Source organism: Micromonospora chokoriensis (assembly GCF_900091505.1).
GTDB classification, from domain to species: Bacteria; Actinomycetota; Actinomycetes; order Mycobacteriales; family Micromonosporaceae; genus Micromonospora; species Micromonospora chokoriensis.
Genome location: NZ_LT607409.1, coordinates 564345 through 588923, shown reverse-complemented (window position 1 = coordinate 588923; position 24579 = coordinate 564345). Strand labels below are relative to the sequence as shown.

The following is a 24579-nucleotide window of genomic DNA, read 5'->3' as shown; positions in this document are numbered from 1 at the left end:
AGTAAGTGCGCACCTTCCGTCATGGACCGGAACGCCTCTGACGTGGCACTCTTCCAGGACGGCTGTGGTCTGGAGGTGTGCGGTGACGAGCAGGGACTCGTTGGAGGAGCAGTTCCGCGAGTTCGTCGCGGCACGCTCCGCCGCGCTCCTGCGCACCGCTTATCTGCTCACCGGCGACTGGGCCACGGCCGAGGATCTGCTCCAGACAGCGCTGACGAAGACCTACCTGGCGTGGAAGCGGCTCGGCGGGATCGAGGCCGTCGAACCGTACGCCCGCCGTGTGATGGTCAACACATCCACGAGCTGGTGGCGGCGGCGCTGGCACGGTGAACGCCCGACCGAGGTGCTGCCGGAACGGGCCGGAGTCGACGAGATCGAGCAGCAGCTCGATCGTGACCTGCTCTGGCGGTACCTGAGGCAGTTGCCCAACCGGCAACGGGCGGTGCTGGTGCTGCGCTACTACGAGGACATGTCGGAGGCGCAGACCGCCGCGATGCTGGACATCTCACCGGGCACGGTGAAGAGTCAGACGTCCCGAGCCCTCGCCACGCTGCGCCGGCGGATGGGAGCCGACGCGGCGGAGCTTCCCGCCGCGCCCGGTACGGCCGGTCGGCCGGCCGCGCCCGGTGTCGTCCGCCCGACCGCCTCGGGCGCCCCGAACGGGCAACTCCCGGCCACCGGCGCCGCCGCACCGCCGCGACCCCGGCAGACAGCCGGTAGGGCCGCGCCCCGCCCGGCCACACCGCGTCCGGTCGTCCCGCAGGTCGTGTTGCCCACCGCCCCGGCGGCCGTGCCCGTCGGCACGGGCTCCGGGGAGCAGCAGTGAGCGGATTGCCAGGCCGACCCGACAACCTGACGGCCGGGTCGAAGCGTTCATACGAGGTGCGGCCTGACGAGCTGGAAGGTGCGGTGCGGGAGAGCCTCTCGCACCATGTGACCCTTGCCCGCCCGCTGCGCGCCGACCCCGCCGGCCAGGCGATTCGACGTGCGAACCGGATCCGGCGGCGGCGCACCGGGGTCGGGCTCGCACTCGCGACAGCCGTCACCGTGCTGCTGGGCGCCGGCATGGTCCAACTCGGTGCGGGAACCGGGCGGGACGCTACGCCCATCGTGGTGATCGGGGACCCGGACCGGTCCAACCGGCCGGTCCCCACGGCCAGCGTTCCAGGTGGCGAACCCTCGGCCGGGACGTCGACCTCCCTGCTCGTGAGCGAGACGCTGGTCAACCCCGACGGGCAGCGGCTGGTGCTGCGCGACATCGGGCCGGCCGAAAGTGCCCAACTCCTGCCCGGCGGAGGCGGTTGGTTGGTGGTCAGCACGCCGACCACCGCCGGCCGCACCCTCTGGGTGGTGCAGGACGACGGGCTGGTGCAGGTGCTGCTCGCCGGGGCAGGCTCGATCGTCCTGGCACCGGACAGCCGCCAGGTCGCCTGGCGCGACGGGGGCGACCTGCTCGTGGCGGGGGTGGTCGGCACCCAGCTCATCGGCGCGGCACGCACCCCGGTGCCGGCAGCCGCGGAGCCCACCCGGTTCGTCGGTGACAGCGTGCTGGTCCGGCTCGACCCCACGAGTGCCGGTCACACCCTCTGGCGGCCGGGCGGCGGGCAGATGCCCGCAGCCGTCGACCGGCAGACCCTCGACGTCTACGGAGAACTGCCCGACGGGCGGCTGGTCGGCCAGACCGTCGCGACCGACCCCGGCGGCACCTGCCTGGCCGTCCTCGACCCGAAGCGCCACCTGCAGCCCGTCGAGTCCAGCTGTGGTGCGGACCTGACCCAGGACGGCGTGGGCGGGGTCTCCACCGACGGGCGGTGGCTGCTGGTGAACGGACGGGTGGGCAAGACCAGCCAGGCGCTCCTGGTCGACCTGCGACGACTCGGGCCCGCGCCGACCGCCGTTCCGGCCGGGCCGCCGATGTCCGGCACGATCGTCTGGAGCAACGACACCCAGGCCGTTTACCTCGACGGCGGTGGTGACCTGGTCCGGGTCGACGTCGGCCGGGTGCGGGCCGGGAAACCGGCGGTGCCCGAGCCGGTGCCCGACGTGCCAGCCGGGGACCGGCCCGTCCTGGTCAGCAGCTTCTGATCCACCCCGGTCGAAACGGCCTCCGTGAGTCGGGCTCGGTGCTTGCTCGATAGCGTCATGAGGTGACCTCGCGTACCGGTGCCCCGCGGATCGACCTGCACACCCACTCGACGGCCAGCGACGGCACGTTGACACCGGTCGAGCTGGTCCGGGCCGCCGACACGGCAGGGCTGGACGTGGTGGCGATCACCGACCATGACACCACCGCCGGCTGGGCGGCGGCCGTCGACGCGTTGCCGCCGGGGCTGCGCCTGATCCGCGGTGCGGAACTCTCCTGTCGCTGGTCCGGCACCGAACCCGCGGTGCCGCTGCACCTGCTGGCGTACCTGTTCGACCCGGACCACCCCGAACTGGTGGCCGAGCTGGCCCGGGTGCGGGCCGCCCGGCTGGATCGCGGTGAACGGATCGTCGCGCTGTTGCGCGCCGACGGCATCGACGTGAGCTGGCCGGAGATCCTGACCGGTGCGGACGGAGGGACCGTGGGCCGGCCGCACATCGCACAGGCGCTGATCCGGGCCGGCCTGGTCGGCAGCACCCGGGAGGCGTTCGGCGCGGACTGGCTGGGCGAACGGTACCGGCTACCCAAGGACGACATCGACGTGTTCCAGGCGGTCCGGCTGGTGCGAGCGGCCGGCGGTGTGCCGGTCTTCGCCCATCCCCGGGCCACCCGCCGTGGCCGCGTGGTGCCCGACGAGTTGATCACCGAGCTGGCCGCCGCCGGACTGGCCGGGCTCGAGGCCGACCACGAGGACCACAGCCCCGCCGAGCGTGCGCACGTCCGGGCGCTCGCCGCCGACCTGGGCCTGCTCGTCACGGGCTCCTCGGATTTCCACGGCACGCACAAGACCGTGCAGCTCGGTGCGTTCACCACGGACGTCGAGGCGTACGAGCGGATCGTCGCCGAAGGGGTGATCGAGGTCGCTTCCGGCTGATCCGCGTTTCGGCGGAATTCGGCGCGGCTAGGTTGATCACGTGGATCTGAAGCTGTTCGGCGAGGTTTTCGTGACCCTGCTGGTGATCACTGACCCCCCGGGCATGATGCCGATCTTCCTGGCGTTGACCGGTCCGCTCCCCGCGCGGGACCGCAACCGGGCGGCCTGGCAGGCCGTCGCGTTGGCGTTGGGCGTGATCGTGATCTTCGCGGTGGCGGGTCAGACCCTGCTGGACTACCTGCACGTGGACCTGCCGGCGTTGCAGGCGGCCGGTGGGCTGCTGCTCGTACTCGTCGCCCTGGAGTTGCTCACCGGCAAGACCGACGGCCCCAGCGCGGACGCCACCTCGAACATCGCCCTGGTGCCGCTGGGCACCCCGCTGCTGGCCGGCCCGGGGGCCATCGTGGCCACCATGCTCTTCGTCCAGCAGGCCGACGGCCTGGGCGACTACACCGCCATCGCCGTGGCGATCCTCGCCGTGATGGTCGCCGTCTGGATCGTCCTGCGCTTCTCCGGCGGCATCGTGAAGATCCTGCGGCCCGGCGGCATCGAGGTGCTGACCAGGATCGCCGGTCTGCTGCTGGCCGCGATCGCCGTGCAGCTCATCGCCGACGCCGTGTTCGCCTTCGTCACGCACTACGTGAACATGACCTGACCGGCACACCCACGCTGTCGGAGGTGGATGGCAGGATCGCAGGGTGCGGAGATCCTCATCAGCGGGACGGCCGGCGGCCGGTGGCCGGGCCCCCCGACAACGCGACGGCGGTGCCGAGCAACTCGGCTTCGAGGGCATGCCGGAGCGCCTGTTCGTCTGCACACCGAGCAAACTCGGCACGTTCGCCGACTGCCCGCGCCGCTACCGTTACTCGTACGTCGACCGGCCGGCGCCGCCCAAGGGTCCGCCGTGGGCGCACAACTCGCTCGGCGCCAGCGTGCACACCGCCCTGAAGAACTGGTACGCGCTGCCCGCCGACCGGCGTCGCCCCGAGGCGTTGGCCACCCTCCTCAAGGGCACCTGGGTCCGCGAGGGCTACCGCGACGACGAGCAGGAGCGATCCGCCTACCGGCGGGCGTTGGGCTGGCTCGAGGCGTACGTCGAGACGCTGGAGGCCGACGCCGACCCGCTCGGCGTGGAGCGGGTGGTGGCGGTCAAGACCGCCGTGCTGGCGTTCAACGGCCGGGCCGACCGGATCGACTCGCGGCCCGGTCCGGAGGGGCCGGAGCTGGTCATCGTCGACTACAAGACCGGTCGCAGCGAATTGGACGCTGACGACGCGCGAGGTTCGCAGGCGTTGGCGCTCTACGCGTACGCGGCCGAGCGGGTGTTCCGCCGACCGTGCCGCCGAGTGGAGCTGCACCACCTGCCCACCGGCACGGTCGCCGGCCACGACCACACCGTCGAGTCGCTGGCCCGACAGTTGACCCGTGCGGAGGAGACGGCCCGCGACATCATGGCCGCCGAACGGGCGGTCGCCGACGGGGCCGACGCGGACGAGGCCTTCCCGGTGGCGCCCAGCCCGCGCTGTGGCTGGTGCGACTTTCGCAGACACTGCCCGACGGGGGCGCAGGTGCCGGGCAAGGAACCGTGGGCAGCCGTGGAGCGGCACGCCGACGGCTGACCTGCCGCGCGGGCAGTCGGGTCAGCCGGCCAGCGAGGTCGCGGCGTGGCGCGCGGCCCGCTCCTTGGCGGCCTGTATCAACGGCCCCTCCAGGTAACGACGGGGCACGGCGGCGAACCCCAGCCGCAGGGCCCGCACCGTCAGATCCGCCGACAGTGACGTGGTGGGCAGACCGAGTCCGCCGTACATCCGGCGCGCCCACGCCGGCAGCAGTCCGAAGGCGGTGCCGGCGATCCCCAGGTACGCCCAGCGCGGCGGGCCGAGGGTGAGGCCCAACCGGGCCGGCAGGCTGAGCTTCCACGGCACCGGCGGAGCGGTCAGGAAGACCGCCGTCTCGGCAGCCGCACGGGTCATCCGCAGCTCCGGCCGTACGGCGCGGTAGTACTCCGCGACCTCGTTCGCGGTGCCGGGCACGGTGGCCGGGTCCAGGCCGACCAGAGCGGCGGACCGGCGTTGCTCCGTGTAGTAGCCGTCCACCTCGTCGTCGGTCAGCGGCAGCCCGGCCCGGCGGGCCGTGTCGAGGAACGACTCGACCTCGGTGACGTGCACCCAGCGCAGCAGGTCCGGTTCGTCGATCCGGAACGACTCTCCGGTCGCCGGGTCGGTGGCCCGCAGCCGGTCGTGCAGTCGGCGCAGCCGCGCGCCGGCCGCCTCCGCCTCCGCGGTGGTCCCGTAGACGGTGGTCGCCACGTAGGTGGCGGTGCGGACCAGACGGCCCCAGGCGTCCGTGCGGTAGTTGCTGTTCTGCGCGACCCCGGCCATCGCGCGGGGATGCAACGCCTGCAGGTAGAGCGAGCGCAGGCCGGCGACGATCAGGATCGGCTCCTCGTGCACCTTCCACGTGACCGAACCCGGACCGAAGAGGCCGAGGTCATCGGAGTCCACCGCCCAAGAGTGCCACGGTCCGCCCGGCCTCGCCGGACGCGTCCGGGGCTGCCGTCGGATCAGACGTCGGTGGAGCGGCGGGCCCGGCAGTCCGGGCAGAGACCCCAGAAGGTCACCTCCGCCTCGTCCACCTCGAAGCCGTGCGTCACGTTCGGCTCCAGGCACGGCGCACTGCCCACCGCGCAGTCGATGTCGGCGATCTCGCCGCAGCCCCGGCAGACCACGTGGTGGTGGTTGTCGCCGACCCGCGCCTCGTAGCGGGCGGGACCTCCGGCCGGTTCGATCCGGCGGGACAGTCCGGCCCGGGACAGCGCGCCCAGCACGTCGTAGACCGCCTGCGTGGAGACCGAGTCGAGGCGTTCACGTACCTGCCGGGCGATCTCGTCGACCTCCAGGTGGCCGCCACCGCCGAGCACGTCGAGCACCGCGAGGCGGGGCCGCGTGACCCGCAGACCCTTCGATCGCAGCAGCTCCTCGGCACCGGACATTGGCCAATGACAGCACGCGCGACCAGCATCGACAACCGTCGCCGGGTCGGGGTGGCCACCGACACAGCCCCGGGAAGATCGGGATGGCGCCCGAGTGGGTGAACCCGATCGTTGGGTTACGCGTGTGTCCGGTCGGAAGCCTGGGGACGACCGGCGGACCGTACGCTGACCACCCCCTGACCGTGATCCACCTGGAGGGTTCGATGTTCGAGGAGATCCTGGGCCTACCGGTGCACGTCCTGGTGGTTCACGCGGTCGTCGTGTTCGTACCGCTGCTGGCGGCGCTGGCCATCGCGTACGTGGGTCTGCCCCGGTGGCGACACCGGCTGGACTGGGCCGTGGGTCTCCTCGCCGTGGTCGCGCCGGTGACCGCCTTCGTGGCCGTCAAGTCGGGTGAGGTGTTCACCGACGCGCTGGTCGCCCGGGGCTTCCAGGGACCGATCCTCGACCAGATCTTCGAGCACTCCCGCTACGGCGACATCCTGTTCCGCATCGTGGTGCCGCTCGGGATCGTGGCCATCCTGCTGCTCGTGGTGACCAGTGGGCACCCCCGGGTGCCGCAGTTGCCGGGGCTGGTGACCCCGGTGCTGGCGGTGGCGACGGTGGCGCTGTCCATCGCCGCACTGGTCTACGTCTACCTGACCGGTCACACCGGTGCCGAGGCGGTCTGGGGCACCACCCTCTGACCTGCTCGGCCCTAACGTCAGAAGACGATCCGCGAACAGAGCAGACAGAGCAGGAACACCAGCACCACTCCCGCCGCCGCGCCGAAACCGTAGGTGACCCGCTGCGAGCGCTGCTCGGCCGCGTCCAGGCCGGCCATGTCCTGCGGCGGCAACTGCCGAGGTGGTGCCGGCTGCAGGTGTACGGGGGGACGCCAACCCGTCGGCGGCGGCACGCTCGGGGGCGGGCCGGCGTACCCGCTCGCGGGTGTGGCCGTGGGGGCGGCGGGAGGCCCACTCGCCGCCGCCGCGTCGGGCCGTCGCCAGTAGTCGTCCGGAACGCTGCCGCCGCTGGGGGTCGTCACGCCGTCCGACGCTACCAACGCGGGCGACTGCCCGGTCGCCTCTTGCCGACGCGGCACCGTCGGCGGAGTCTCCCGCGACCGTGCCGAAACGCGACCCGGGGACCGACCCGCGGTGGCGCGGTTGAGGTGCCCGGTTGCGCTAGTCTTGCCGGTCGTGAGCACCGAGGAACCCGCCGAGCAGGGCGTACGCGGCGACGATGACCGGACCGTCGACCTGAGCGACGACTTCGTGGTGCTGCCCGAGCAGACCTCCGACGACACCGACCGTGGTTGGGGCGAGCGGTCCGGCGGCAACGACGACTGGCTGCTCGCCGAACGCCCCCCACACTGGGACTGACCCCCGACCGCGAGGCGGTGGCTGCTCAGCCGCGGACGACGACGGCGAACCGGGTGCCTTCGGGGAGCCCGACGGCACGTTGTGCCTGGTCCGGGCGAAGGGCCAGGTAGAGCGCGGTGGACCCGTCGGTCGCGTCGGCACCCAGGACGTCCAGGACGAGAGCTGCCTGTGCGAGCAGCGCAGCCTCGGTGCCGGCCCGGTCGGGTGTCGCGGCGAGCAGATCGACCCGGGTGCCGGGACGGGCCACCGCCAGCGCGGCCGGTTCGGCCAGCCGGATCGGCACCCCGACAGCGCCGCTGGGCAGCGGCACCGGTCTGATTGAGCCGTCGCCGCTGCCTGCCCCGGTAGGGCCGGCGGCTGTGCTGCCTCCCGCGGTAGGGTCGGCTGATGGTGGCCCGCCGGTCTCGCGGGCGTCGGGACCGGGTGAGCCGCCTCCGTCGAGCTGGCCGGTGGTGCCAGGTGAGCCGCCTTCGTCGAGCTGGCCGGTGGTGCCGGCTGGCCCTGCCGCACCAGGTGAGGACGAGGCGCTCGGCGGGCAACCGGGCGGGGCGTGCAGGACGGCGGCGGCGAGGCCGAGCAGCGCGGCGACCAGCACGGCCCGGAGCAGGCTGCGCCCGCCGGGCATCGTGAGCCGAGGCAGGGGACGCAGCGCCCGCACGGAGTCTGGGTCACCCATCGCCTCTGCCGCCTCCCGTCCGAGGACGTCGCAGCGACACCCTCGGCGGCAGGCTAGGCCGTTCCAGCCGTGGTTCGCCGACCGTCGGCAGCCACCTGTGGATAACCGGCGGGCCTGTGGACAACGCCTGCCGGTCGGCCGGATGTGCTACGGCCGCAGCCGTGATCGACTCGACGTCACGGACGTCGGGCTGTCCGGGTGGCCAGGACAGGCCGGCTTCCGCGAACCCGAGTCGATCAAGCCGGGTGGGCGAGGAATCCGTCCGGATCAAGCCGGGTCGGCGAGGGGTCGGCTACGGGTCGGCGGTGATCAGGCCGGGGACCGACGGCCGCCGGGGATCGATCCCCCCGGTGCCGTGCGGGCGTCAGGAGGCGGAGCTGGCCGCCGGGGCCTTGCCGCCGCTGGACCCACCCGAGGACGACCCACCCGAGGACGACCCGCTGGAGGACGATCCGCCCGCCGACGACCCCGAGGACGAGGACGACCCGGACGAGGAACCGGACGACGAGGACGAGGAAGACCCGGACTTGTCGCCGGACGACGACTCGGACTTCGCCGGCTTGCCGGCCGTGCCGCCGGCCGTCGTCTCGGAGCCGGACGCCCGCGAGTCGGTGCGGTAGAAGCCCGACCCCTTGAAGACGATGCCGACCGAGTTGAAGACCTTGCGCAGCCGCCCCTGACACGCCGGGCACTCGGTCAGCGGCTCGTCAGAGAAGGACTGCACCGCCTCGAGCTGGTGACCGCACGTGGTGCAGGCGTACTGGTACGTGGGCACGTTCTCCTCCGGATCTGGGCTCGGCCAGTTGGCACTCGACGTATTCGAGTGCCAATGGTGCGTCATTCGCCCCGGGTTCGTCCAGCGGACGTGTGGGGCGCGACACCGTGCGCCGCACCCGGGCCGCCGTCAAGCGTACGCACCCCGTCGGCGGGGGTGACGACCGCGCGGACGAGCCGGTCGTGCGGCTCCGCCGGAAGGGCGTCGACCAGCTCGCCGTCGTGCAGAGGCACCACTGTCAGTGTCGCCTCGGGCACCCGGGCGAGGGCCCGGTCGTAGGAGCCGCCGCCCCGCCCGAGCCGCCGACCGTGCTGATCGACCGCGAGGGCCGGTACGACCACCAGCTCCGCGTCCGCGACGGCGTCCACCCCGAGGCGGACACCCGTCGGCTCACGGATACCCCGACCGGCGACGATCACGTCCGCCGGCCCGGTATACGCCGACCAGTCCAGGTCGAGGTCGGCGAGGAGCACCGGCAGCAGCAACTCGGCGTCGGCCGGCAACGCCGCCCGCAGCACCTCCGGCAGGTCTGCGCCGCCCGGTTCGGAGCCGATCGGCACGTACGCCGTCATCCTGCGCGGGCGCAGTCGGCGTACCAGTGTGACCAGTTCAGCCTGCACGCGCCCGGCGGCGGCGGCCCGGGTGGGTTCGGGCAGCGAGCGGCGGCGGGCGAGCAGTTCCACGCGGGTGTCCCGCTTCGCCGCACGCGTCACTTCCGCTTCATCAGAAAATTCCGGCACGCAACACTCCTGACGCAACGCCTCTCCCACGGTTGCTCTGTGTCAGCATCGCAAGCAACGGAGGCGGAACTTCCGGGGGGACCGAGTGACGCTACGCGGGCGGTTGACGGCAGCCTTCCTCGTGGTGGTGCTCGGGCCGGTCCTGCTCGGCACGCTCTTCGTCGCCTCGACGGTCGCGGCCGTGGACCGTAGCCGCTCCACCGAACGGCTGGCGGTGGCGGCGTCCGCCGTGCGTACCTCCGTCGACGCGCTCTGCCAGCAGTTGCGGGCCACCGCCGACGCGGTGGCCCTCACCGCCGATCCGGCCGTCGCGGCGGCCCAGCTGGTCGGCCGTGGCCTGGCCGCCGCTGTACTGATCACCGACGTGACCGGCAATGTCAGCTACGTGTCGCCCGGCGCGCCGACGGCCCCCTGGCGGGACTGCTCCGGCCCGACCAACGGCGAGACCGCCGGCCCGGCCGAGGGCGGAACGACGGGCCCGACCAACGGCGAGACCGCCGGCCCGGTCCGCCCGGTCCGTGCGCTGGCCGCCCAGGTCGACCTCCGCGACCGCTCCGGAACATTGCTGGGCACGGTGACCGCCGCGCACCTGGTCGACCCGGCCTTCGTGGCCCGACTGGCGGCGGTGACCGGAGTGGCGGTCACCCTGCTCGACAGCGGCGCGAGCGCCGCGCGGGTCACCCACACGACCGAGTCCCGCGAGGTACGTGACGCGGTCCTGGCCGCCGCCAGCACCGTCGACGGTGAGCGGGTCACCGAAACCACCGACGGTCGGTACGTGCGGAGGATCGGGCCGTCCGACGCGCAGCCGCTGCCCCTGGTGCTCTCCGTGCCCAGCGAACTGCCGCCCGGGCTGCACGCCACGCTCGCGGGTGTGGTCGTCCTGGCCGCGCTCCTCGCCGTCCTGAGCGCCTGGCGGTTGGCCCGGGTCACCACCCGGCCGCTGGTCGAGTTGGCCGGCGCGGTCGACCGGGTGGCCCAGGGCGACCTGACCGCCCGGGTGCCGGTCCGCAGCCGCGACGAGCTGGGCCGGCTGGCCGCCGCGTTCAACCGGATGACCAGGGAGACCGGCTCCTACGTCGCGGCGTTGACCAGCAACCGGGACCAGCTCCGCGGGCACCTCGGGGTGCTCGGTGACACCCTGGCCAGCACGCACGACCTGCAACGCATCCTGCGGGTGATCCTGCACAGTGCCATCGGAGCCACCGGCGCCCGCGCCGGCGCCGTGTTGCTGGTGGAGACGGGCGGGGTGCTCGTCGCACAGTGCACCGAGGGGTTGGACGGGCGGTGGCCCGAGGACGACCCGGACGGGCCGTCGACGCTTCGGGTGCCGGTGGGCGTCGGCGTGGTCGGGGCTGTCGCCGCCACCGGCGAACCACAGCGGGGGCGGATGGAGCCGGCTGAGGCCCCGTCGGGTGAGCCGCGCTGCCGTACCTATGTCGCAGTCCCGTTCGCCGCCCCGGGCGGTGCCGCAGCGACTCCCGCCGCGCCCTCGACGCCGACCGACGACACCAACGCGGCGGCGGCACTCGGGGTGCTGGCCCTCTACGACCGGCTGGGCGCCGACGAGTTCGACGACGACGACCTGGTCACCCTGCGCACCTTCGCCGGTCACGCGGCGGTGGCCGTGGACAACGTCCGGGTGCACGAGGAGGCGCAACGGCTCTCGCTCACCGACCCGCTCACCGGGCTGTGGAACTACCGCTACCTGCGCGAGTCGATCCGCCGGGAGGTGGAACGGGCCAGCCGGTTCGGGCGGATGCTGAGCATCCTCGCGCTCGACCTCGACCGGTTCAAGGACGTCAACGACACGTACGGGCACGCGGCGGGGGACACCGTGCTGGCCGAGTTCGCCAGGCGGGTACGCGGTGAGATCCGCGAGGTCGATCTGGCGTTCCGGCAGGGTGGCGAGGAGTTCGTCCTGCTGCTGCCGGAGACCGACGCGCGGGGCGCGGCGATCGTGGCCGAGCGACTCGGCGCCGTGGTGCGCGAGACCCCGATCGCCGTCGAGGCGGACGCCGGACCGGTCGTGGTGACCGTGTCGGTGGGCATCGCCGTCTATCCGGACAACGGCAGCACCGGACGCGAGGTGCTGGAGGCCGCCGACGACGCGCTCTACGCCGCAAAGGCGGCCGGCCGCGACACCTACCGGGTGGCCGAGGTACGCCCGGACGTGGTGACCCGGGAGCTACCGGTGCTCGCCGGGGCGGCGACACCGAGCGACGGGCTGCCGCGTGCCGGCCAGCACGTGCAGGTCAGCCGGGAGCCGGGCGGCTCCGCCCGGTCGGAGTCGGCGGTGTGCGTACCCGAATCGTCGCCGGCCGGTGCGACGCACGCCGGGCCGGACCCGGCCGACGACCCACCGGACAGCGCGGGAGCCGGCCCGGACGCCGCGCGGCCGGGGTCGGGTGGCGGCGCGTCTTCTGGGCCACACCCGCCGCGGCAGAGCCGTGGCCGATAGTCTCGCGGCATGTCGGAGCACTCAGCGAACCCCTCATCGGCGGCCGCCGCAACCGGCCGTCCCCTGGCGGTCAAGGCCGTCATCCCGGCCGCCGGACTGGCCACCCGGTTCCTGCCGGCCACGAAGGCGGTGCCCAAGGAACTGCTGCCGGTGGTGGATCGGCCGGTTCTGCAGTACATCGTCGAGGAGGCCACCCAGGCCGGCATCGGCGACGTGTTGCTGATCACCGGTCGGGGTAAGACGTCGATGGTGGACCACTTCGACCGTCGCCCCGACCTGGAGACCAGGCTGGAGGAGAAGGGCGACGCCGAGCGGCTGGCCGCCGTGCGGGGGCCCAGCGAGCTGGCCGAGATCTACACGGTGCGGCAGCCCGAGCAGCTCGGGCTCGGCCACGCCGTCGGGTACGCCGAGTCGCACGTCGGTGACCAGCCCTTCGCGGTGCTGCTCGGTGACGAGTTCGTCAAACCGTCGGAGCCTCTGCTGCCGGCGATGCTGGAGCTGCAGGCCCGCACCGGCGGTGTGGTGCTCGCCTTCTTCGAGGTCGACCCGGCCGAGACGAAGCGGTACGGGATCGCCTCCGTCGAACCCGTCGAGTCCGAGCTGACCGACATCGGCGAGGTCGTCAAGGTGACCGGGATGGTGGAGAAGCCGCAGCCGGAGGACGCGCCGAGCAACCTCGCGGTGCTCGGCCGCTACGTGCTGCCCGGCAAGATCTTCGAGGCGATCCGGCGGACCAAGCCGGGCAGCGGCGGCGAGATCCAGTTGACCGACGCGATGGAGTTGCTGCGTACCGAGGGCACCCCGGTGCACGCGATCGTCTACCGGGGCACCCGCTACGACACCGGCATGCCGCTGGGCTACCTCCAGACGGTGGTGCAGATCGCCGCCGAGCGCGACGACCTGGGTGGCGAGTTCCGATCCTGGCTGGCCGACTTCGTCAAGGCCGACGCGGCAGGCGGATCTGGTACATGACCGCGACGGCCGACGCCGAGGCGGCCGCGAACGAGTTGACGCCGCTCGCCGACTACCTGGGCAGCGTGCTGCGCAGGTTACGCGCGCTGCCGCCACTCGACCTCGACCTCACCCAGGCGCACGGCAACGTCCTCGCCGAGGACGTCGTCGCGCCGCACGCCTTCCCGGCCTTCGACCAGGCGGCCGTGGACGGTTACGCGGCCCGCTGGGAGGACATCTCCGGAGGGGGTCGGGGCCCGAGCTACGTCCCGGCCCCCTCCGGCATCCGCGGTGGGCGGTCGATCCGGCTCAACGTGGTGGGCGATCTGGGCGCCGCGAGCTGGCGGCCGGTCCGGCTCACCCCGGGTTCGTGCTTCTCGGTGGCCGCCGGGGCGCCGCTGCCGGTCGCCGCGGACGTGGTCGTTCCGGTGGAGTGGACCGACCAGGGCATGGCCGCCGTGGAGATCTTCCGCACCCCCAAGCGGGGGTACGGGGTACGCCGCGCCGGTGAGGAACTGCCCGCCGGCACCCTGCTCGCCCGCGCCGGCACGTACGTCTCCCCGGCGCTGGTCGCGGTGTTCGCCGCCACCGGCATCGGGCACGTGGTCGTCCGACCCAGCCCCCGGGTGGTCATCGTGGCCACCGGCGACGAACTCGTCGACGTGGGCCGGGGGAGTCAGCCGGGGCAGGTGGTGGACGCCAACTCGCACGCGTTGACCGCCGCCGCCGCCGAGGTGGGCGCCCTGGCGTACCGGGTGGGGATCTGCGACGACGACCCGGAAGGGCTGCGCGGGCTGCTGGAGGACCAGACCCTGCGCGCCGACCTGATCATCACCACCGGTGGCACCGGCACCGGCCCCGGCGACATGGTGCGCCGGATCCTGTCGCGCCGCGAGGGCGGCCGGGCCGGGCCGGTCACGTTCACCGACGTGGCGCTCTATCCCGGCACCGCGCTCGGGTTCGGCACTGTCGGCGCCGAGGAGGTGCCGGTGGTGTGCCTGCCCGGCGACCCCGGCGCCGCGTTGATCGGCTTCGAGGTGTTGGCCCGCCCCGCCATCCAACTGCTCGCCGGCGCCGAGCCGGTGTTCCGACCCAGTGTGCGGGCGCACCTGCTGGAGACAGTGTCGTCGCCGGCCGGGCTGCGTGAGTTCCGGCCGGCGCACGTCGCCGAACGCCGGGGCGGCGGGTACACGGTCCAGCCGCTGCGTGGTGGGCCGTTCACCCTCTCCGGGCTGGCCGAGGCGAACGGGCTGCTCGTGCTCGGCGAGCGGGTCACCACGGCCGCCGCCGGATCCACCGTGGACGTTCTACTACTGGACCGTCGCCGGTGACGATCTCCCGGTCGGGCCGCAGGGGATCCGCCGGGGAGTCACGCGGCCGTCGGGTCGCCGCGGTGGGTCGGGTCGCCGCGGTGGGTCCACTTGCGCGCGACACGGTCCCGCACGGGAGACTGTGCGGGTGAGTCTCTTCGGACCCCCGCGGGCACCGGGCTGGCCGGTGGAGTTGGCGGACGGGCCGGTGTTGCTGCGGCCGTACCGGCGCACCGACGCCGCGGCGTGGTCGGAGATCCGGCGGGCCAACCGGGCCTGGCTGGCACCCTGGGAGTCGTCGTTGCCCGGCGCCTGGGACGACATGAACTCGCCGGCCGCGTTCCGTTGGGTGCACCGTGACCAGCGGCGTTCGGCCCGCGAGGGCGAGAGCATGCCGTTCGCTGTCTGCCTACGTGAGGCCGACCGGGACCGGTTGGTCGGTCACATCAACGTGGGCAGCATCGTGCGGCGGGCCCTCTGCTCCGGTTACGTCGGGTACTGGGTGGACGCTCGGGTCGCCGGGCGAGGCGTGATCCCCACGGCGCTCGCGCTCGCCGTGGACCACGCGTTCGGTCCGGGCGGGCTGCACCGCGTGGAGGTCAACATCCGGCCGGAGAACCGGCCGTCGCGGCGGGTGGTGGAGAAACTCGGCTTCCGCGAGGAGTCGTACCACGTGCGCTACATGCACATCGACGGCGCTTGGCGGGACCACATCGGATACGCGATGACGAGCGAGGAGATCGCCGCCGAGGGTGGCCTGCTGGCCCGCTGGCATCGGGTACGCGCCGACGCGCGGTGAGCCGTCCCACGGACGGGATCGGCGCGGCGCGGTGGCAACCCGGTCGACTCGCCGTAACCTCAAGTAACTGCAAGCTGCGGCAAGCGCTCACCGGCCGGACGATCCACGTACGCGGGCGGGATCTGTGGAAGATCCTGCGGTCGGAGAGCGGTTGCTTCGAATTCGGTGACGGGAGGGGTGAGGGTGCCGACCTCGGTGCTCCTCGCCGTCCTCGCCGCCGCCGGCCTGCTCGCCCTGGCCCCGGCGCTGGTTCGCCGGTACGACGCCACCGAGCGGTTGGTGGCGGAGCGGGCGCAGTCGACGGCGCGGGTGCTCCAGCGCCGCCGGCGGCGTCGCACTGTGCCGGGACGGCGACCCGTCCACCCCCCGCGCTCACTGGTGGTCACTCTCAGTGAGGACGCGGCTACGGGAACGCTGGCCGCGCCGGTCTCCGCGCCGCCGGTCGCCCGCCGCTCCGGCCGGCTACGCGCCGTACCGCCCGCGCCGAAGAAGTCGCGCCGCCGCCCGCCGCCCCAACGGCAGCACACCCCCGCCGTGTACCGGCGGCGTCGGGTGCTCGCCGCCCTGCTGCTCCTCAACGTCGTCGAGCTGATCGGCGTGGTGTTCGTCAGCCCCGGCTTCTGGGTCAGCTTCGCGGTCACCTTCCTGCTCCTGGCCGTGTACGTCGTCCACCTCCGCCGCCGGGCCCTGGCCGGCCGCCGCCGTCGCCGCGCCCGGGCCCGGGAAGCCGCCTGGCTCGCCGACCGGCAGGCCGAGGTGCGCCGGGAGCAGGCCCGCCGGGCAGCGGCCCGCCGTGAGGCGCAGCGCCGCCTCGCCGCCCAACGCGAGGGGGTACGCCGCGCCGCGATGGGCCTCGACCGACCCGGCGACCTGCCGGCGGCGGTCAACGGCGGGTCGGTCTCGTACCGCCGGTCGGGTGGGCTGCGCGGCCGCCCCTACGAGGCCGGCCGGGGCGCCTGACAGACGGCGTCGGCGGCCTGTCGGCGGCGCTCGCGGCCCGTCGGGGGCGCTCGCGGCCCGTCGGGGGCGCTCGCGGCCCGTCGGGGGCGCTCGCGGGTGTCGGGGGCCGCTCGCGGCCCGTCGGGGGCGCTCGCGGGTGTCGGGGGCCGCTCGCGGCCCGTCGGGGGGTTGATCGACTCGGGTTTCGGGAAGTCGGGGTGTCGGGGCGTCCCGGATGCCCCGATTTTCGGCAACCCGAGTGGATCTCCGGGCGGGGTGCGACGCCGCACCGGGGGCGGATTCGCGGTGGGGGCGGGCGACCTGTTAGCCTTGGCGCCGGCCCGCCCGGTGTAAGCCGGGTGGGACCGAAGCCGGTTCGCCGGTGGGGGGCTGTGGCGCAGACTGGTAGCGCACCTCGTTCGCATCGAGGGGGTCAGGGGTTCAAATCCCCTCAGCTCCACTTCGCAAGGCCCTGACCAGGGAGAGTGTCGGTCAGGGCCTTAATTTTGTCGATGAGTTCATCCCCCGAAAACGCCTGGGCGCGGCAGCTCTCCGCGATCGCGGTCTTCCGGGCCGGGTAGACGAGGGATGTTGCCCTGAGCCGGGATCGCTCGGTCGTCACCCGTTGTCAGCAAAGGTGCCCGGGGAAACCCCGGCAACTTCGTCTTATCCAGCCAGCCCATTTCCGGTGCCACGGACGTCCAGTCCGCCCAGGAAACCCTTGGCGACCATGCCGTGTAGGCCGCGTTCGGCGGTTTCGATGTCCAGTCCGGCCCGGTGCGCGACCGCACGGGTCGTCCGAACGCCGTCGCAGGCGGCGAGCAGGTCCGCCAGCCTCGACGGCAGCCGGTACGTCCGCACCAGGCCGGAACGGCTCGTGGCGTGCAGCAGGTAGTGGGTGGTGCCGCTCGGCAGGCTGTCGGCCGCCCGTCCGGCGACGACGCTCCGTTGGATCTCTGCGATCGGGCGATCGAACGTTGCGAGCAGGACGCCCGGCCGCAGCGCGGGCGGGCCGGGTGGCGGTTCCACCCCACCGGTGCCGACCCGTGCCTCGTACCAGAGGGTTTCGAACGCCACCATCTCGCGGAGCAGCCGGATCCGGGCGGTGCTGGGCAGCGTGGCAACGGCGGCGGCGAGCTCGCTCCCGACCGCCAGGCTGTCCTCGGGCCGGCTCAACGACCGACGTCCCAGTACGGGGCGCAGCACGGTCTCCTCCGCGGCGGTGTCGCGGAGCAGGGCGGCGCTGCCGGGAAAGGCGGCGGTGAACCTCGCCTTGCGTTTGCGGCTGGTGATCGAGGCGGTGAGCCGAAGGCCGGGCAGTGGCACGGCGGCCAGTCGCCGGGCCAGCTCGGGGTCGGTGCCGTGTCGTCGGGCGAACCTGTCGGGGTCGGCGTGCAACTCCTCGGCGAGCGACCCGTCGATCAGGAGCCTGGCCAGCAGCGCCTGCCCGCCAGCGGGAAAGGCGTACTCCGTGCTCATCGGGCACCGCGGGAGACGCTGCCCGCCGTGAGGGTGGCACGGACCCGGTCCAGCTCGTCGATCAGTTCGGTGAAGTCGTCGGGGAAGTGACCGTCCCGTTCGATCATGGTGGCCCGGATGTGCTGGCGGCTCTCCAGGTGTTCGAGCAGTGCGAACACGTCCTCTCCCACCGGGGCGTCGTGGCCGTCGACGAGTGGTACGCCACCCTGGCCCAGGTTGCCCGCCAGGTGCACCTGGACGACACGGTCGAGCGGCAGCGCGTCGAGGAAGTCGTAGGGGTCGAACCCGTGGTTGGTCGCGTTGACCACGACGTTGTTCAGGTCGAGCAGCAGGCCGCAGTCGCAGCGGTCGAGGACGGCGGTGATGAACTCGGCCTCCGTCATGCCGCCCGGCAGGTCGAGGTAGTAGCTGATGTTCTCCAGCAGGAACGGCCGCCCCAGCCGGTCCTGCACCCGCTGCGCGTTCGCGGCTATCGTCCTGACCTTCTCTTCCGTGCGGAGCACCGGCGTCAGGTTGTGCAGCTCGACGCCGTCCTCCCGGGTGAAGCAGAGGTGGTCGCTGACCCAGGGTGCGTCGACGGCGTCCGCCACCGCCGCGACGGCATCCAGGTAGTCCGGATCCACCGGGGTGTCCGAGCCGATCGACATCTCCAGGCCGTGGGCGACCACGACGAAACGGTCCCGGAGAGCGCGCAGCAGCTTGTTCTGCGCCGGATCCACCAGATAGCGGTCCGTGACGATTTCCAGCCAGTCGATCGCGGCCGGGTGGGCGAGGATCCCGTCGTGCAGCTCCTCGCGATAGCCGAGCCCGACGCCCAGGTCGGGCGGGGCGGAGATGGTGGTACTGGACATGGCGTCTCCTCGCGTTCGGTACGGGTCGCTCAGGTCGTCCGCAACGGCAGTTCCGGTGCACGACGGGGCGGTTCGGGGTGGGGTGGTTCACGGCGGGCCGGCCGGGCCACCGGTTGTGCCGCGAGCAGGCTGGCGTAGGCGCCGCCGGCCCGGCTGAGCAGCCCGTGCGTGCCATGCTCGGCGACCCGTCCCCGGTCCAGCACGATCACCCGGTCCTGTGGTTCCAGCCGGGGCAGGCGGTGGGCGATGAGGACCAGGGTCTTGTCCCGGCAGTGCTCCCGCAGCGCCTCGGTGACGCGGTCGGCGGTGTGCTGGTCGAGGGCGCTGGTCGCCTCGTCGACGACGAGCAGCCGGCAGTCGGCCAGCAGGGCCCGTGCGATGCCCAGGCGCTGCCGCTCCCCGCCGGAGAGTTGTAGCCCGTTCTCGCCGATCGAGGTGTCCCAGCCGTGCCGCGACGCGGTGATCAGCGAACCCAACCGGACCGTGTCGAGTACCCGGTCCAGCTCTGCCTGGGAGACGCCGTCCCGGGCGAACAGCAGGTTGTCCCGGATCGTGCCGTGCAACAGCGCGGTGTGCTGCGGGATCAGGGTGGCCGCCGCACGAGGGAGGGCGGAGCCACCGTCGACGCGGACGGTACCGGTGTCCGGGGAGAGCAGGCCGGCCAGGACGAGTCCCAGGGTGCTCTTGCCCGAACCGGTGTGGCCGGTGACGACGGTCACCGACCCGGCGGGGAAGTCCAGATCCACTCCGGCGAGGGCGGGGGCCGGTGACCCCGGGTAGCGGCAGGAGACACCGCGCAGCCGCACCTCCGCCGGCCCGGCCGGTGTGCGCCGGACCGGCGCGACATCCCGCTCCGGGGCATCCATGTCGAGGTACTCCAAGACCCGCTCGAACATCACGACGGACGCCTGGACACCCCCGCTGAGCCGCAACAGGCTCTGGATCGGCTGGGACAGTCTGGTCTGAAGCATGACCAGCACCACCACGGCGCCGACCGACACCGTTGGGGTGAACGTGCCGTAGGCCCAGAAGATCAGCGGCGGCACACAGGCGAACGAGACCCCGATGACCGTGTACGCCGACATGCCCGCGATGCGCTGCCGGAACGTCACGTCCCGGATGTCCTCGGCGACCTCCACGAAGCGGTCGCGTTGGGTCCGGGTGCGACGCAGGGTGCGGCCGAGTAGCACCCCGGAAAGGGACAGGTCCTCCGAGACGTACCGCAGAACTGTGGTCAGCAGCCGCTGTCGCTGCCGGAACAGCAGGCGCCGCCGCCGGGCGAAGCGGTTGTTGAAGAGGCTGAGCAGCGCGGTAAGGGCCAGTGAGACGAGGGCCAGCGGCCAACTCAGGATGATCATTGCGATCCCGACCGCGACCAGTGCGGTGAGCGCAGACAGCGCCTGGTGGACCGTGCTGGTGAGGAAGCGGTCGATGCCGTCGATGTCGCTGACCAGGCGGGCCTGGATCTGTGCCTGGCCCTGCTCGCTGTAGAACCGCAGCGGCTGTGCTCTGGCGCGGTCGTAGACGTCGACGCGCAGCCGCGCCGCCACGCGCTGGCCGGTCCAGTTGGTAAGCGCGGTCTCGGCTACGCCGAGGAGGCTGCCGACCAGACCGAGGGCCATCATCAGGCCGCACAGCACCGCGAGCAGTGTGGTGTCGTGCCGGGGCAGGGCGTCGTCGATGATCCGCTGGAGCAGCAGCGGCGCCGCGGTGCTCATCCCGACCGTGATCAGGACCAGCAGCCCCGAGCCGACGGTGTGCCAGCGGTAGGGCCGGTAGCGCATGGCCACGCGGCGCAGCACGAGCCAGGTCGTGACCTCCACCGGCGCCCGCCCGGACAGCCCGGCCTCCTCGGGGGACCGACCGTCGGACGGAGCGGCGGTGGACCGGTGTGCGGTCGACGCTGCCATCTCGTCAGCCGACCGCGGTCGACGGGGCTGGGTGTCCGAGCGCGACGGTGAACAGATGCCGCGCCCCCGGGCGGAGCCTGGCCGCCTCCCGCCGCACCAGGTAGTGGCCGGCGCCGAACACCGCGCACTCCAGACCGTGGGTGCGCGCGGCCAGCCAGATGGCGTAGCCGAGCGCGCCGATCCGGACCAGCAGGCCTCCGGCGGCCTCCCGCCCCACCCCCGCCGGGTCGCCGCAGACGAGCGCGAACACCGGCGCGTCGGCGTAGACGTCCGCCAGATCGTCGAGCCAGTCCGGAACGCCGAGCGGGAGAAGGTCGCCGGCGGGAGTCGGGGTGAACAGGCCCCGACCCGGACCGTCGGCGCGACGGACCGCCAGCAGCAACCGCAGGCCCGGGTCCGGGTGCCGGTCGACCGGCCACTGGTCACGCTGAGCCCGGGTCGCCCGGTGCAGCACCGCGCGCAGCGTCGCCTCGGCCACCGGCGTCTCCGTGAACTCCCGCACCGACCTACGGCCTTCGAGGACCGCCGCAAGTGGTACGCCGTCGGTCACGGGCTCGGCCGCCCCGTCGTCCGGCGCGTACCCTTCGATGACGCGGGGGAACGGGGCACGACGGCGTACCAGGTCCGCCAGCGCCTCGGCTGGTACGTCCACGGGGATCAGTGGCATGTCTCACCTCGGTGTAGGCCGGCTACCACGGTCACGTACCGGCCGGTCGGTTGCAGGTCGAGCAGCTCGGCCAGGCTCTCGTCCCAGCGGGTCGCGAACTCCGTGCGGAGCCCGTGCGCGCTGGCGACGGCGGCGAGCTGGGTGACGGCGCAGCCCGCGTCCAGGTGGGTGAGCCGGTACGCGAAGTCCTGGTACTTTCCCGCCACCCGGTCGTGCGCGGCGGTGAACACCAGCGCGGCGTCGAGACGGTCGGCGGGAAGGTCGGTGCCGGCCAGCGCGTCGGCCAGCGGCACGGCGTCGGCGCGCAGAGCGATCAGCGCGTGGTTCACATCGTCGTAGCGGAAGATCGTTCCGGGTAGGTCGGCGACGCCGGTCTCGGTGACGAGGTGGAGTTCCACCGACCCGAGCTGCCCGCCGGACGGCACCCAGCGCTGCGACGGGCCGTCGGCCTCGCCCCGCCGTCGGCCCGCCACCCGGGCGAGCAGGTCGGCGACCAGTGGCTGGTGCAGGCTTCCGGGTGCGGTCCGGCGCACGCCGTCGCCGAACGTCCCCGGCAGCGGCAACCGTTCTGTCGCCAGCCCGCGCCGGGGGTGGGCGTGGTGGACCGGACGTTCGTCCGCCAGCTCCCGCCACTTCCGCCGGACGGCCCGCGACGGGGGGCCGGCCCGCAGGGCGGCGGGTAACACCCGCTCGGTCATCCAGAGGCCGATGTCCACCAGATCCGGCTGCGGCCCGTCGCCGCCGGCGTCGTCGCACGGGCAGTCCGGGTACGGCACGACGACGTGCTGGCCGGTGTCCCAGGCGTCGAGGTCGATCCTCGTCACCGTTGTCGGAGCCCGCAGGGACGCCCCGGAGACGATGCCCAGCACCTCGGTCGCGGCCAGCCCGGCGAGCGTCTCCCCGGCCGTGGCATCAGCGATACCGGCCGCCTTCCCGGCTGTGGCCTCGGAGGTCTCCGCACCCGGCCAGCCCGCCTCGACCCGGCCACGGCGCAGGCATCCGGGGCAGGCGGTGAGACCGGGGACGAAGCACGGCCCGATCTCGAGATGGGTGCGATCGGCGGCAACCCGGAGTACGGGCACGGCGTGTGGCGCACACAGTCCGGCCACCCGCTCGACCGCCGACGGGTCCCGGCTCTCCTCGACCACCACCACCAGGGACCGCTCGGCTCCGGAGAGGGCCTCGACACCGGTTTCGGTGAGTGGCCCGCAGGAAACCTCGCCCACGCCGCACTCACGCAGGTCCGCGGCGACCGCCCTGGCCACCTCGGCCGGCCCGACGACGTGCACGGCGACCACCGCGAGCGCGTCGAGCAGGGCACCGGTGCCCGGATGGCCGCCGTTGCCGTCGAGGCTGCGTGAGTGGTAGTCGACGACGTGCTCGGGGGCCCCACCCCGGCGGGGTGGCGCGGCGGATTCCAGCAGTCCACGTTGGTCGAGCAGGGCCAGTGGCCGGTCCAGGCGCTCCGGCGGCAGGCCCAGCTCGGCGGCGATCTCCTGCCGGTCCCGGAAGCCGTCGAGAAGGGGAAGAAGTCGCGGCAGCAGCGTGCCGGCGGCCCGACCCCGGAACACGTGGCGCGGCCCCGAGCCCTGCACGACGAGGGACTCCTCGGTCGGCACCACCGCGAGACCACGGCACAGCCGTACTCGGACGTCATCGGACACCGGCGTCCTCCCTCTTCTTCAGGCGCAGCAGGGTACGTAGATCGCGTTCGGGCAACGGCCGCCCGCAGCGGGAGCAGCCGTGGCAGGCGAGCACCGGGTCCTGCCGAACGGAGACCCCGCGCAGCGATACGGAGATCACCCGACCGGCCGTCGCGTCGGGGCGGGCCAGGACGCGGAGAGCCAACCCGGCCGCGGTCCGCGCGTGCTGCGGTAGGAACCCGGCCGGCCCGCAGGCCGGGTTCCGGTCGTAGGCCGCGTACAAGGCCGCGGACGCCGGCCAGTGCGGATCGTGTTGGGCCCGGCGTTCCTCGAAACAGCCGTGACACGGCCCGGCTCCCGGCACCACCAGCGGTCCGATCCGCAGGTGCGAGGGCTCCAGCACGACCGGCAGCCAGGGGACACCGGTCGCGTGGGCGCGTTCGTCGATCCGGTCGCACAACGCGGGCGACGGGCGCCACAGGGCCACCACCAGCGCGCTCGGCGTACCGGCGAACACGGTCTCCGGGGCGTCGTCGGGCGGAACCTCCGTACCGTCCGTCATCCGGGCCAGTAGCCCGGTGACCCGGCGGCCGAACGGACCGATGCCGAGCAGGGCCGTCTGAGCCGGGACGATCGCGGCCGGGGTGGTTAGGCGAACGGCTGTGGCCATGGATTCAGCTCCTCTTCGGGCAGCACCCGGTAACCCATCCGGGCAGGTGCCTCGGACAGCCGTGGATGTGCGGTGAACTGGGCCAGCGGGTGGAGGCTCAGCGGCTGGAGGTCGGGGATGACGACGTGCACCGCGGTCAGCCCCACGTCAGCCAGTTCCCGCGTGGTCCGGTCGACCACGACGGGCCGGGCTCCGGCGGCGGCCAGCCGCTCGACCAGCGCCGCGAGGGCCAGGTCCGGATCGGCCGGCAGTTCCGGGCGTCGGGGGGACGGCGGCGCGACGGCATCGGTCAGCAGGAAGTCGAATGCGTCCGCCCGCTCCGGTGCCCCCATGAACCGGGCACCGTCGTGCACCGCCACGGATCCCACGGGACCGCCCGGCGGGCTGGCGCCCTCGTTCAGCAGTCCGGTAAGGGCGACCGCCTCCTCCACAGCCTTGGCCGCCGCACCCGACAGGGTCCGACCGGTGCTCGCCGCCGTCCAGTTCCGCAGTCGCGGGTCGTGCACGGCGCTCAACAGGCAGTAGACGGTCGGAACGCCGAGGTCGGTCGTCGCGTCGAGCAGGCGTACGTCGATGAAACGGCGTCGGCAGCAGTCGACAAGGTGGAGCGTCGACTCGGCCAACTCGCCCGGAGCAATTGTGGGCAGGGACAGCCGTTGCAACCAGAGGATGGCGACGGCGTCCCGTTCGATCACCTCCAGAGCGCCGCGGACGACCGCCTCCACCGGATCGGTGTGCACCGCGTGGCCGGTGGAGAGTCGGTGTACGAAGCGTTCCGCGTCGTCGATCGGGGCCAGGTCCCGGCAGGCCATCACCGCCGGTACCCGGACCGGCGCGGCACTGTACAGGTCGAGTCCGGTGACCCACCTGATCGGCGCGGCCGGGTCGAACGGGCGGACCGGGCAGCCGGGGGTGGCCAGTTCCCGTGCCGAGCAGCGCGGATAGCGGAAGGGTTCGAGACACTCGCCGGCCAGCTCGTCGGCGGTCGCCCGCAGAATCTCCCGGCGGTGCGGGGCCAGCGCCATCGCGTATCGCTCGGCACCCTCGGCGATGGCGACGAACCGGGCCAGTCGCGGGTCGGCCCAGCTCCGCCCACCACCGCCCAGCCGGCCGGTACGGCGACGGGTGTTCGCCGGACCCGGCGTGCCCACCTCGGCCCCGCACGAGTAGAGCCGGTCGCAGATCCGTGACGGCCGTGCGTCGGAGACGGCCGACACCACGCCGTAGGGGGACACCAGTTCGTCGAGAGACTCCGGATTCACCATGCCTCCCCGGGCCCGCCCGCCGTGCTCGCGGCACGACGGGCGGGCGGTCGTACTTCGTCGAACTACCCGC

At 73.3% G+C, this 24579-nt stretch carries 25 protein-coding genes, 1 tRNA gene and 1 pseudogene; 14 read left to right on the top strand and 13 right to left on the bottom strand.

Annotated elements, in window-relative coordinates:
* Positions 1–82 precede the first annotated feature (82 nt).
* The 5 genes from GA0070612_RS02700 to GA0070612_RS02680 all read left to right on the top strand — a co-directional run bounded on the left by GA0070612_RS02700 (position 83) and on the right by GA0070612_RS02680 (position 4636).
* On the top strand, positions 83–826 hold the full coding sequence (locus GA0070612_RS02700; RefSeq protein WP_088986473.1) for a SigE family RNA polymerase sigma factor: 744 nt from the start codon (positions 83–85) through the stop codon (positions 824–826).
* Positions 823–2085 (top strand): hypothetical protein, encoded by a 1263-nt coding sequence (locus GA0070612_RS02695; RefSeq protein ID WP_157742406.1) that lies wholly within the window; start codon positions 823–825, stop codon positions 2083–2085. Before GA0070612_RS02700 ends, GA0070612_RS02695 begins: the two co-directional genes overlap by 4 nt.
* A gap of 62 nt (positions 2086–2147) precedes the next feature.
* The gene (locus GA0070612_RS02690; protein ID WP_088986471.1) at positions 2148–3017 is read left to right on the top strand and encodes a PHP domain-containing protein; all 870 of its coding nucleotides are present in this window, start codon (positions 2148–2150) and stop codon (positions 3015–3017) included.
* Between the two features lie 40 nt (positions 3018–3057).
* A complete protein-coding gene (locus GA0070612_RS02685) occupies positions 3058–3672 on the top strand; it encodes a MarC family protein (RefSeq protein ID WP_088986470.1) in 615 nt (204 codons plus the stop codon).
* A gap of 136 nt (positions 3673–3808) precedes the next feature.
* Entirely contained in the window at positions 3809–4636 is an 828-nt protein-coding gene (locus GA0070612_RS02680) for a RecB family exonuclease (protein WP_197699396.1), read from the top strand.
* 21 nt (positions 4637–4657) lie between these two features.
* Here GA0070612_RS02680 and GA0070612_RS02675 read toward each other — a convergent pair whose 3' ends face one another.
* Positions 4658–5521 carry an oxygenase MpaB family protein gene (locus tag GA0070612_RS02675; protein WP_088986468.1) on the bottom strand — a complete coding sequence of 288 codons (864 nt, stop codon included), beginning with the start codon at positions 5519–5521 and terminating at the stop codon, positions 4658–4660.
* Positions 5522–5580: 59 nt separating this feature from the next.
* Positions 5581–6009, bottom strand: a complete 429-nt coding sequence (locus tag GA0070612_RS02670; RefSeq protein WP_088986467.1) for a Fur family transcriptional regulator — start codon at positions 6007–6009, stop codon at positions 5581–5583.
* 203 nt (positions 6010–6212) lie between these two features.
* Here GA0070612_RS02670 and GA0070612_RS02665 point away from each other — a divergent pair, with 203 nt between their 5' ends.
* Positions 6213–6695: a DUF2231 domain-containing protein gene (locus GA0070612_RS02665; protein WP_088991226.1), complete on the top strand. Its 483-nt coding sequence runs from the start codon at positions 6213–6215 to the stop codon at positions 6693–6695.
* A 17-nt stretch (positions 6696–6712) separates the two neighbouring features.
* Here GA0070612_RS02665 and GA0070612_RS02660 read toward each other — a convergent pair whose 3' ends face one another.
* Positions 6713–7036: a hypothetical protein gene (locus GA0070612_RS02660; protein WP_088986466.1), complete on the bottom strand. Its 324-nt coding sequence runs from the start codon at positions 7034–7036 to the stop codon at positions 6713–6715.
* A gap of 154 nt (positions 7037–7190) precedes the next feature.
* Between GA0070612_RS02660 and GA0070612_RS02655 the strand changes: the two genes are divergently transcribed.
* The gene (locus GA0070612_RS02655) at positions 7191–7373 is read left to right on the top strand and encodes a hypothetical protein (protein WP_088986465.1); all 183 of its coding nucleotides are present in this window, start codon (positions 7191–7193) and stop codon (positions 7371–7373) included.
* Positions 7374–7398: 25 nt separating this feature from the next.
* Here GA0070612_RS02655 and GA0070612_RS32050 read toward each other — a convergent pair whose 3' ends face one another.
* Positions 7399–8049: a flagellar biosynthesis protein FlgA gene (locus GA0070612_RS32050; protein ID WP_197699297.1), complete on the bottom strand. Its 651-nt coding sequence runs from the start codon at positions 8047–8049 to the stop codon at positions 7399–7401.
* A 245-nt stretch (positions 8050–8294) separates the two neighbouring features.
* On the opposite strand from GA0070612_RS32050, the gene GA0070612_RS32360 reads away from it, so the two are divergent.
* Positions 8295–8669: a hypothetical protein gene (locus tag GA0070612_RS32360; RefSeq protein ID WP_231924745.1), complete on the top strand. Its 375-nt coding sequence runs from the start codon at positions 8295–8297 to the stop codon at positions 8667–8669.
* A 62-nt stretch (positions 8670–8731) separates the two neighbouring features.
* Here GA0070612_RS32360 and GA0070612_RS32355 read toward each other — a convergent pair.
* Together GA0070612_RS32355 and GA0070612_RS02640 are read right to left on the bottom strand one after the other, a co-directional pair.
* Positions 8732–8890, bottom strand: a pseudogene (locus GA0070612_RS32355) (FmdB family zinc ribbon protein); the annotation flags it as partial.
* The gene (locus GA0070612_RS02640; RefSeq protein WP_088986463.1) at positions 8887–9564 is read right to left on the bottom strand and encodes a 5-formyltetrahydrofolate cyclo-ligase; all 678 of its coding nucleotides are present in this window, start codon (positions 9562–9564) and stop codon (positions 8887–8889) included. The gene GA0070612_RS02640 and the pseudogene GA0070612_RS32355, both read right to left, overlap by 4 nt.
* An 85-nt stretch (positions 9565–9649) precedes the next feature.
* Here GA0070612_RS02640 and GA0070612_RS02635 point away from each other — a divergent pair, with 85 nt between their 5' ends.
* The 6 genes from GA0070612_RS02635 (at position 9650) to GA0070612_RS02610 (ending at position 16484) form a co-directional block, all read left to right on the top strand.
* Positions 9650–12025, top strand: coding sequence for a GGDEF domain-containing protein (locus tag GA0070612_RS02635; protein ID WP_088986462.1), 2376 nt, complete (start codon positions 9650–9652; stop codon positions 12023–12025).
* Between the two features lie 9 nt (positions 12026–12034).
* On the top strand, positions 12035–12997 hold the full coding sequence (locus tag GA0070612_RS02630; protein WP_088986461.1) for a UTP--glucose-1-phosphate uridylyltransferase: 963 nt from the start codon (positions 12035–12037) through the stop codon (positions 12995–12997).
* A complete protein-coding gene (locus GA0070612_RS02625) occupies positions 12994–14307 on the top strand; it encodes a molybdopterin molybdotransferase MoeA (RefSeq protein ID WP_088986460.1) in 1314 nt (437 codons plus the stop codon). The genes GA0070612_RS02630 and GA0070612_RS02625 overlap by 4 nt, the downstream gene beginning before the upstream one ends.
* A 127-nt stretch (positions 14308–14434) precedes the next feature.
* Entirely contained in the window at positions 14435–15085 is a 651-nt protein-coding gene (locus tag GA0070612_RS02620; protein WP_088991225.1) for a GNAT family N-acetyltransferase, read from the top strand.
* Between the two features lie 177 nt (positions 15086–15262).
* Positions 15263–16045, top strand: a complete 783-nt coding sequence (gene sepX / locus GA0070612_RS02615; RefSeq protein WP_197699296.1) for a divisome protein SepX/GlpR — start codon at positions 15263–15265, stop codon at positions 16043–16045.
* A gap of 365 nt (positions 16046–16410) precedes the next feature.
* Positions 16411–16484, top strand: a tRNA-Ala gene (locus GA0070612_RS02610).
* Between the two features lie 206 nt (positions 16485–16690).
* On the opposite strand, the gene GA0070612_RS02605 is transcribed toward GA0070612_RS02610, so the two are convergent.
* Genes GA0070612_RS02605 through GA0070612_RS02575 form a run of 7 tightly spaced genes read right to left on the bottom strand, consistent with a single transcriptional unit; the run spans position 16691 to position 24506 of the window.
* Entirely contained in the window at positions 16691–17503 is an 813-nt protein-coding gene (locus GA0070612_RS02605) for a hypothetical protein (RefSeq protein ID WP_088986458.1), read from the bottom strand.
* Positions 17500–18354, bottom strand: coding sequence for a DUF692 domain-containing protein (locus GA0070612_RS02600; protein WP_088986457.1), 855 nt, complete (start codon positions 18352–18354; stop codon positions 17500–17502). Before GA0070612_RS02600 ends, GA0070612_RS02605 begins: the two co-directional genes overlap by 4 nt.
* Before the next feature lie 29 nt (positions 18355–18383).
* Positions 18384–20264 carry an ABC transporter ATP-binding protein gene (locus GA0070612_RS02595; RefSeq protein ID WP_088986456.1) on the bottom strand — a complete coding sequence of 627 codons (1881 nt, stop codon included), beginning with the start codon at positions 20262–20264 and terminating at the stop codon, positions 18384–18386.
* A gap of 4 nt (positions 20265–20268) precedes the next feature.
* The gene (locus GA0070612_RS02590; RefSeq protein ID WP_088986455.1) at positions 20269–20931 is read right to left on the bottom strand and encodes a nitroreductase family protein; all 663 of its coding nucleotides are present in this window, start codon (positions 20929–20931) and stop codon (positions 20269–20271) included.
* Positions 20922–22595 (bottom strand): TOMM precursor leader peptide-binding protein, encoded by a 1674-nt coding sequence (locus tag GA0070612_RS02585; protein ID WP_088986454.1) that lies wholly within the window; start codon positions 22593–22595, stop codon positions 20922–20924. Before GA0070612_RS02585 ends, GA0070612_RS02590 begins: the two co-directional genes overlap by 10 nt.
* A complete protein-coding gene (locus GA0070612_RS02580; RefSeq protein WP_088986453.1) occupies positions 22585–23244 on the bottom strand; it encodes a TOMM precursor leader peptide-binding protein in 660 nt (219 codons plus the stop codon). The genes GA0070612_RS02585 and GA0070612_RS02580 overlap by 11 nt, the downstream gene beginning before the upstream one ends.
* Positions 23223–24506: a YcaO-like family protein gene (locus GA0070612_RS02575; RefSeq protein WP_197699295.1), complete on the bottom strand. Its 1284-nt coding sequence runs from the start codon at positions 24504–24506 to the stop codon at positions 23223–23225. Before GA0070612_RS02575 ends, GA0070612_RS02580 begins: the two co-directional genes overlap by 22 nt.
* Between the last annotated feature and the right edge of the window lie 73 nt (positions 24507–24579).

Coding starts and splice junctions, on each gene's coding strand:
- GA0070612_RS02680 (WP_197699396.1), top strand. CDS start 3,809: ATGCCGGAGCGCCTGTTCGTCTGCACACCGAGCAAACTCGGCACGTTC.
- GA0070612_RS02625 (WP_088986460.1), top strand. CDS start 12,994: ATGACCGCGACGGCCGACGCCGAGGCGGCCGCGAACGAGTTGACGCCG.
- GA0070612_RS02670 (WP_088986467.1), bottom strand. CDS start 6,009: ATGTCCGGTGCCGAGGAGCTGCTGCGATCGAAGGGTCTGCGGGTCACG.
- GA0070612_RS32050 (WP_197699297.1), bottom strand. CDS start 8,049: ATGGGTGACCCAGACTCCGTGCGGGCGCTGCGTCCCCTGCCTCGGCTC.
- GA0070612_RS02600 (WP_088986457.1), bottom strand. CDS start 18,354: ATGTCCAGTACCACCATCTCCGCCCCGCCCGACCTGGGCGTCGGGCTC.
- GA0070612_RS02605 (WP_088986458.1), bottom strand. CDS start 17,503: ATGAGCACGGAGTACGCCTTTCCCGCTGGCGGGCAGGCGCTGCTGGCC.
- GA0070612_RS02630 (WP_088986461.1), top strand. CDS start 12,035: ATGTCGGAGCACTCAGCGAACCCCTCATCGGCGGCCGCCGCAACCGGC.
- GA0070612_RS02595 (WP_088986456.1), bottom strand. CDS start 20,264: ATGGCAGCGTCGACCGCACACCGGTCCACCGCCGCTCCGTCCGACGGT.
- GA0070612_RS02590 (WP_088986455.1), bottom strand. CDS start 20,931: ATGCCACTGATCCCCGTGGACGTACCAGCCGAGGCGCTGGCGGACCTG.
- GA0070612_RS02580 (WP_088986453.1), bottom strand. CDS start 23,244: ATGGCCACAGCCGTTCGCCTAACCACCCCGGCCGCGATCGTCCCGGCT.
- GA0070612_RS02665 (WP_088991226.1), top strand. CDS start 6,213: ATGTTCGAGGAGATCCTGGGCCTACCGGTGCACGTCCTGGTGGTTCAC.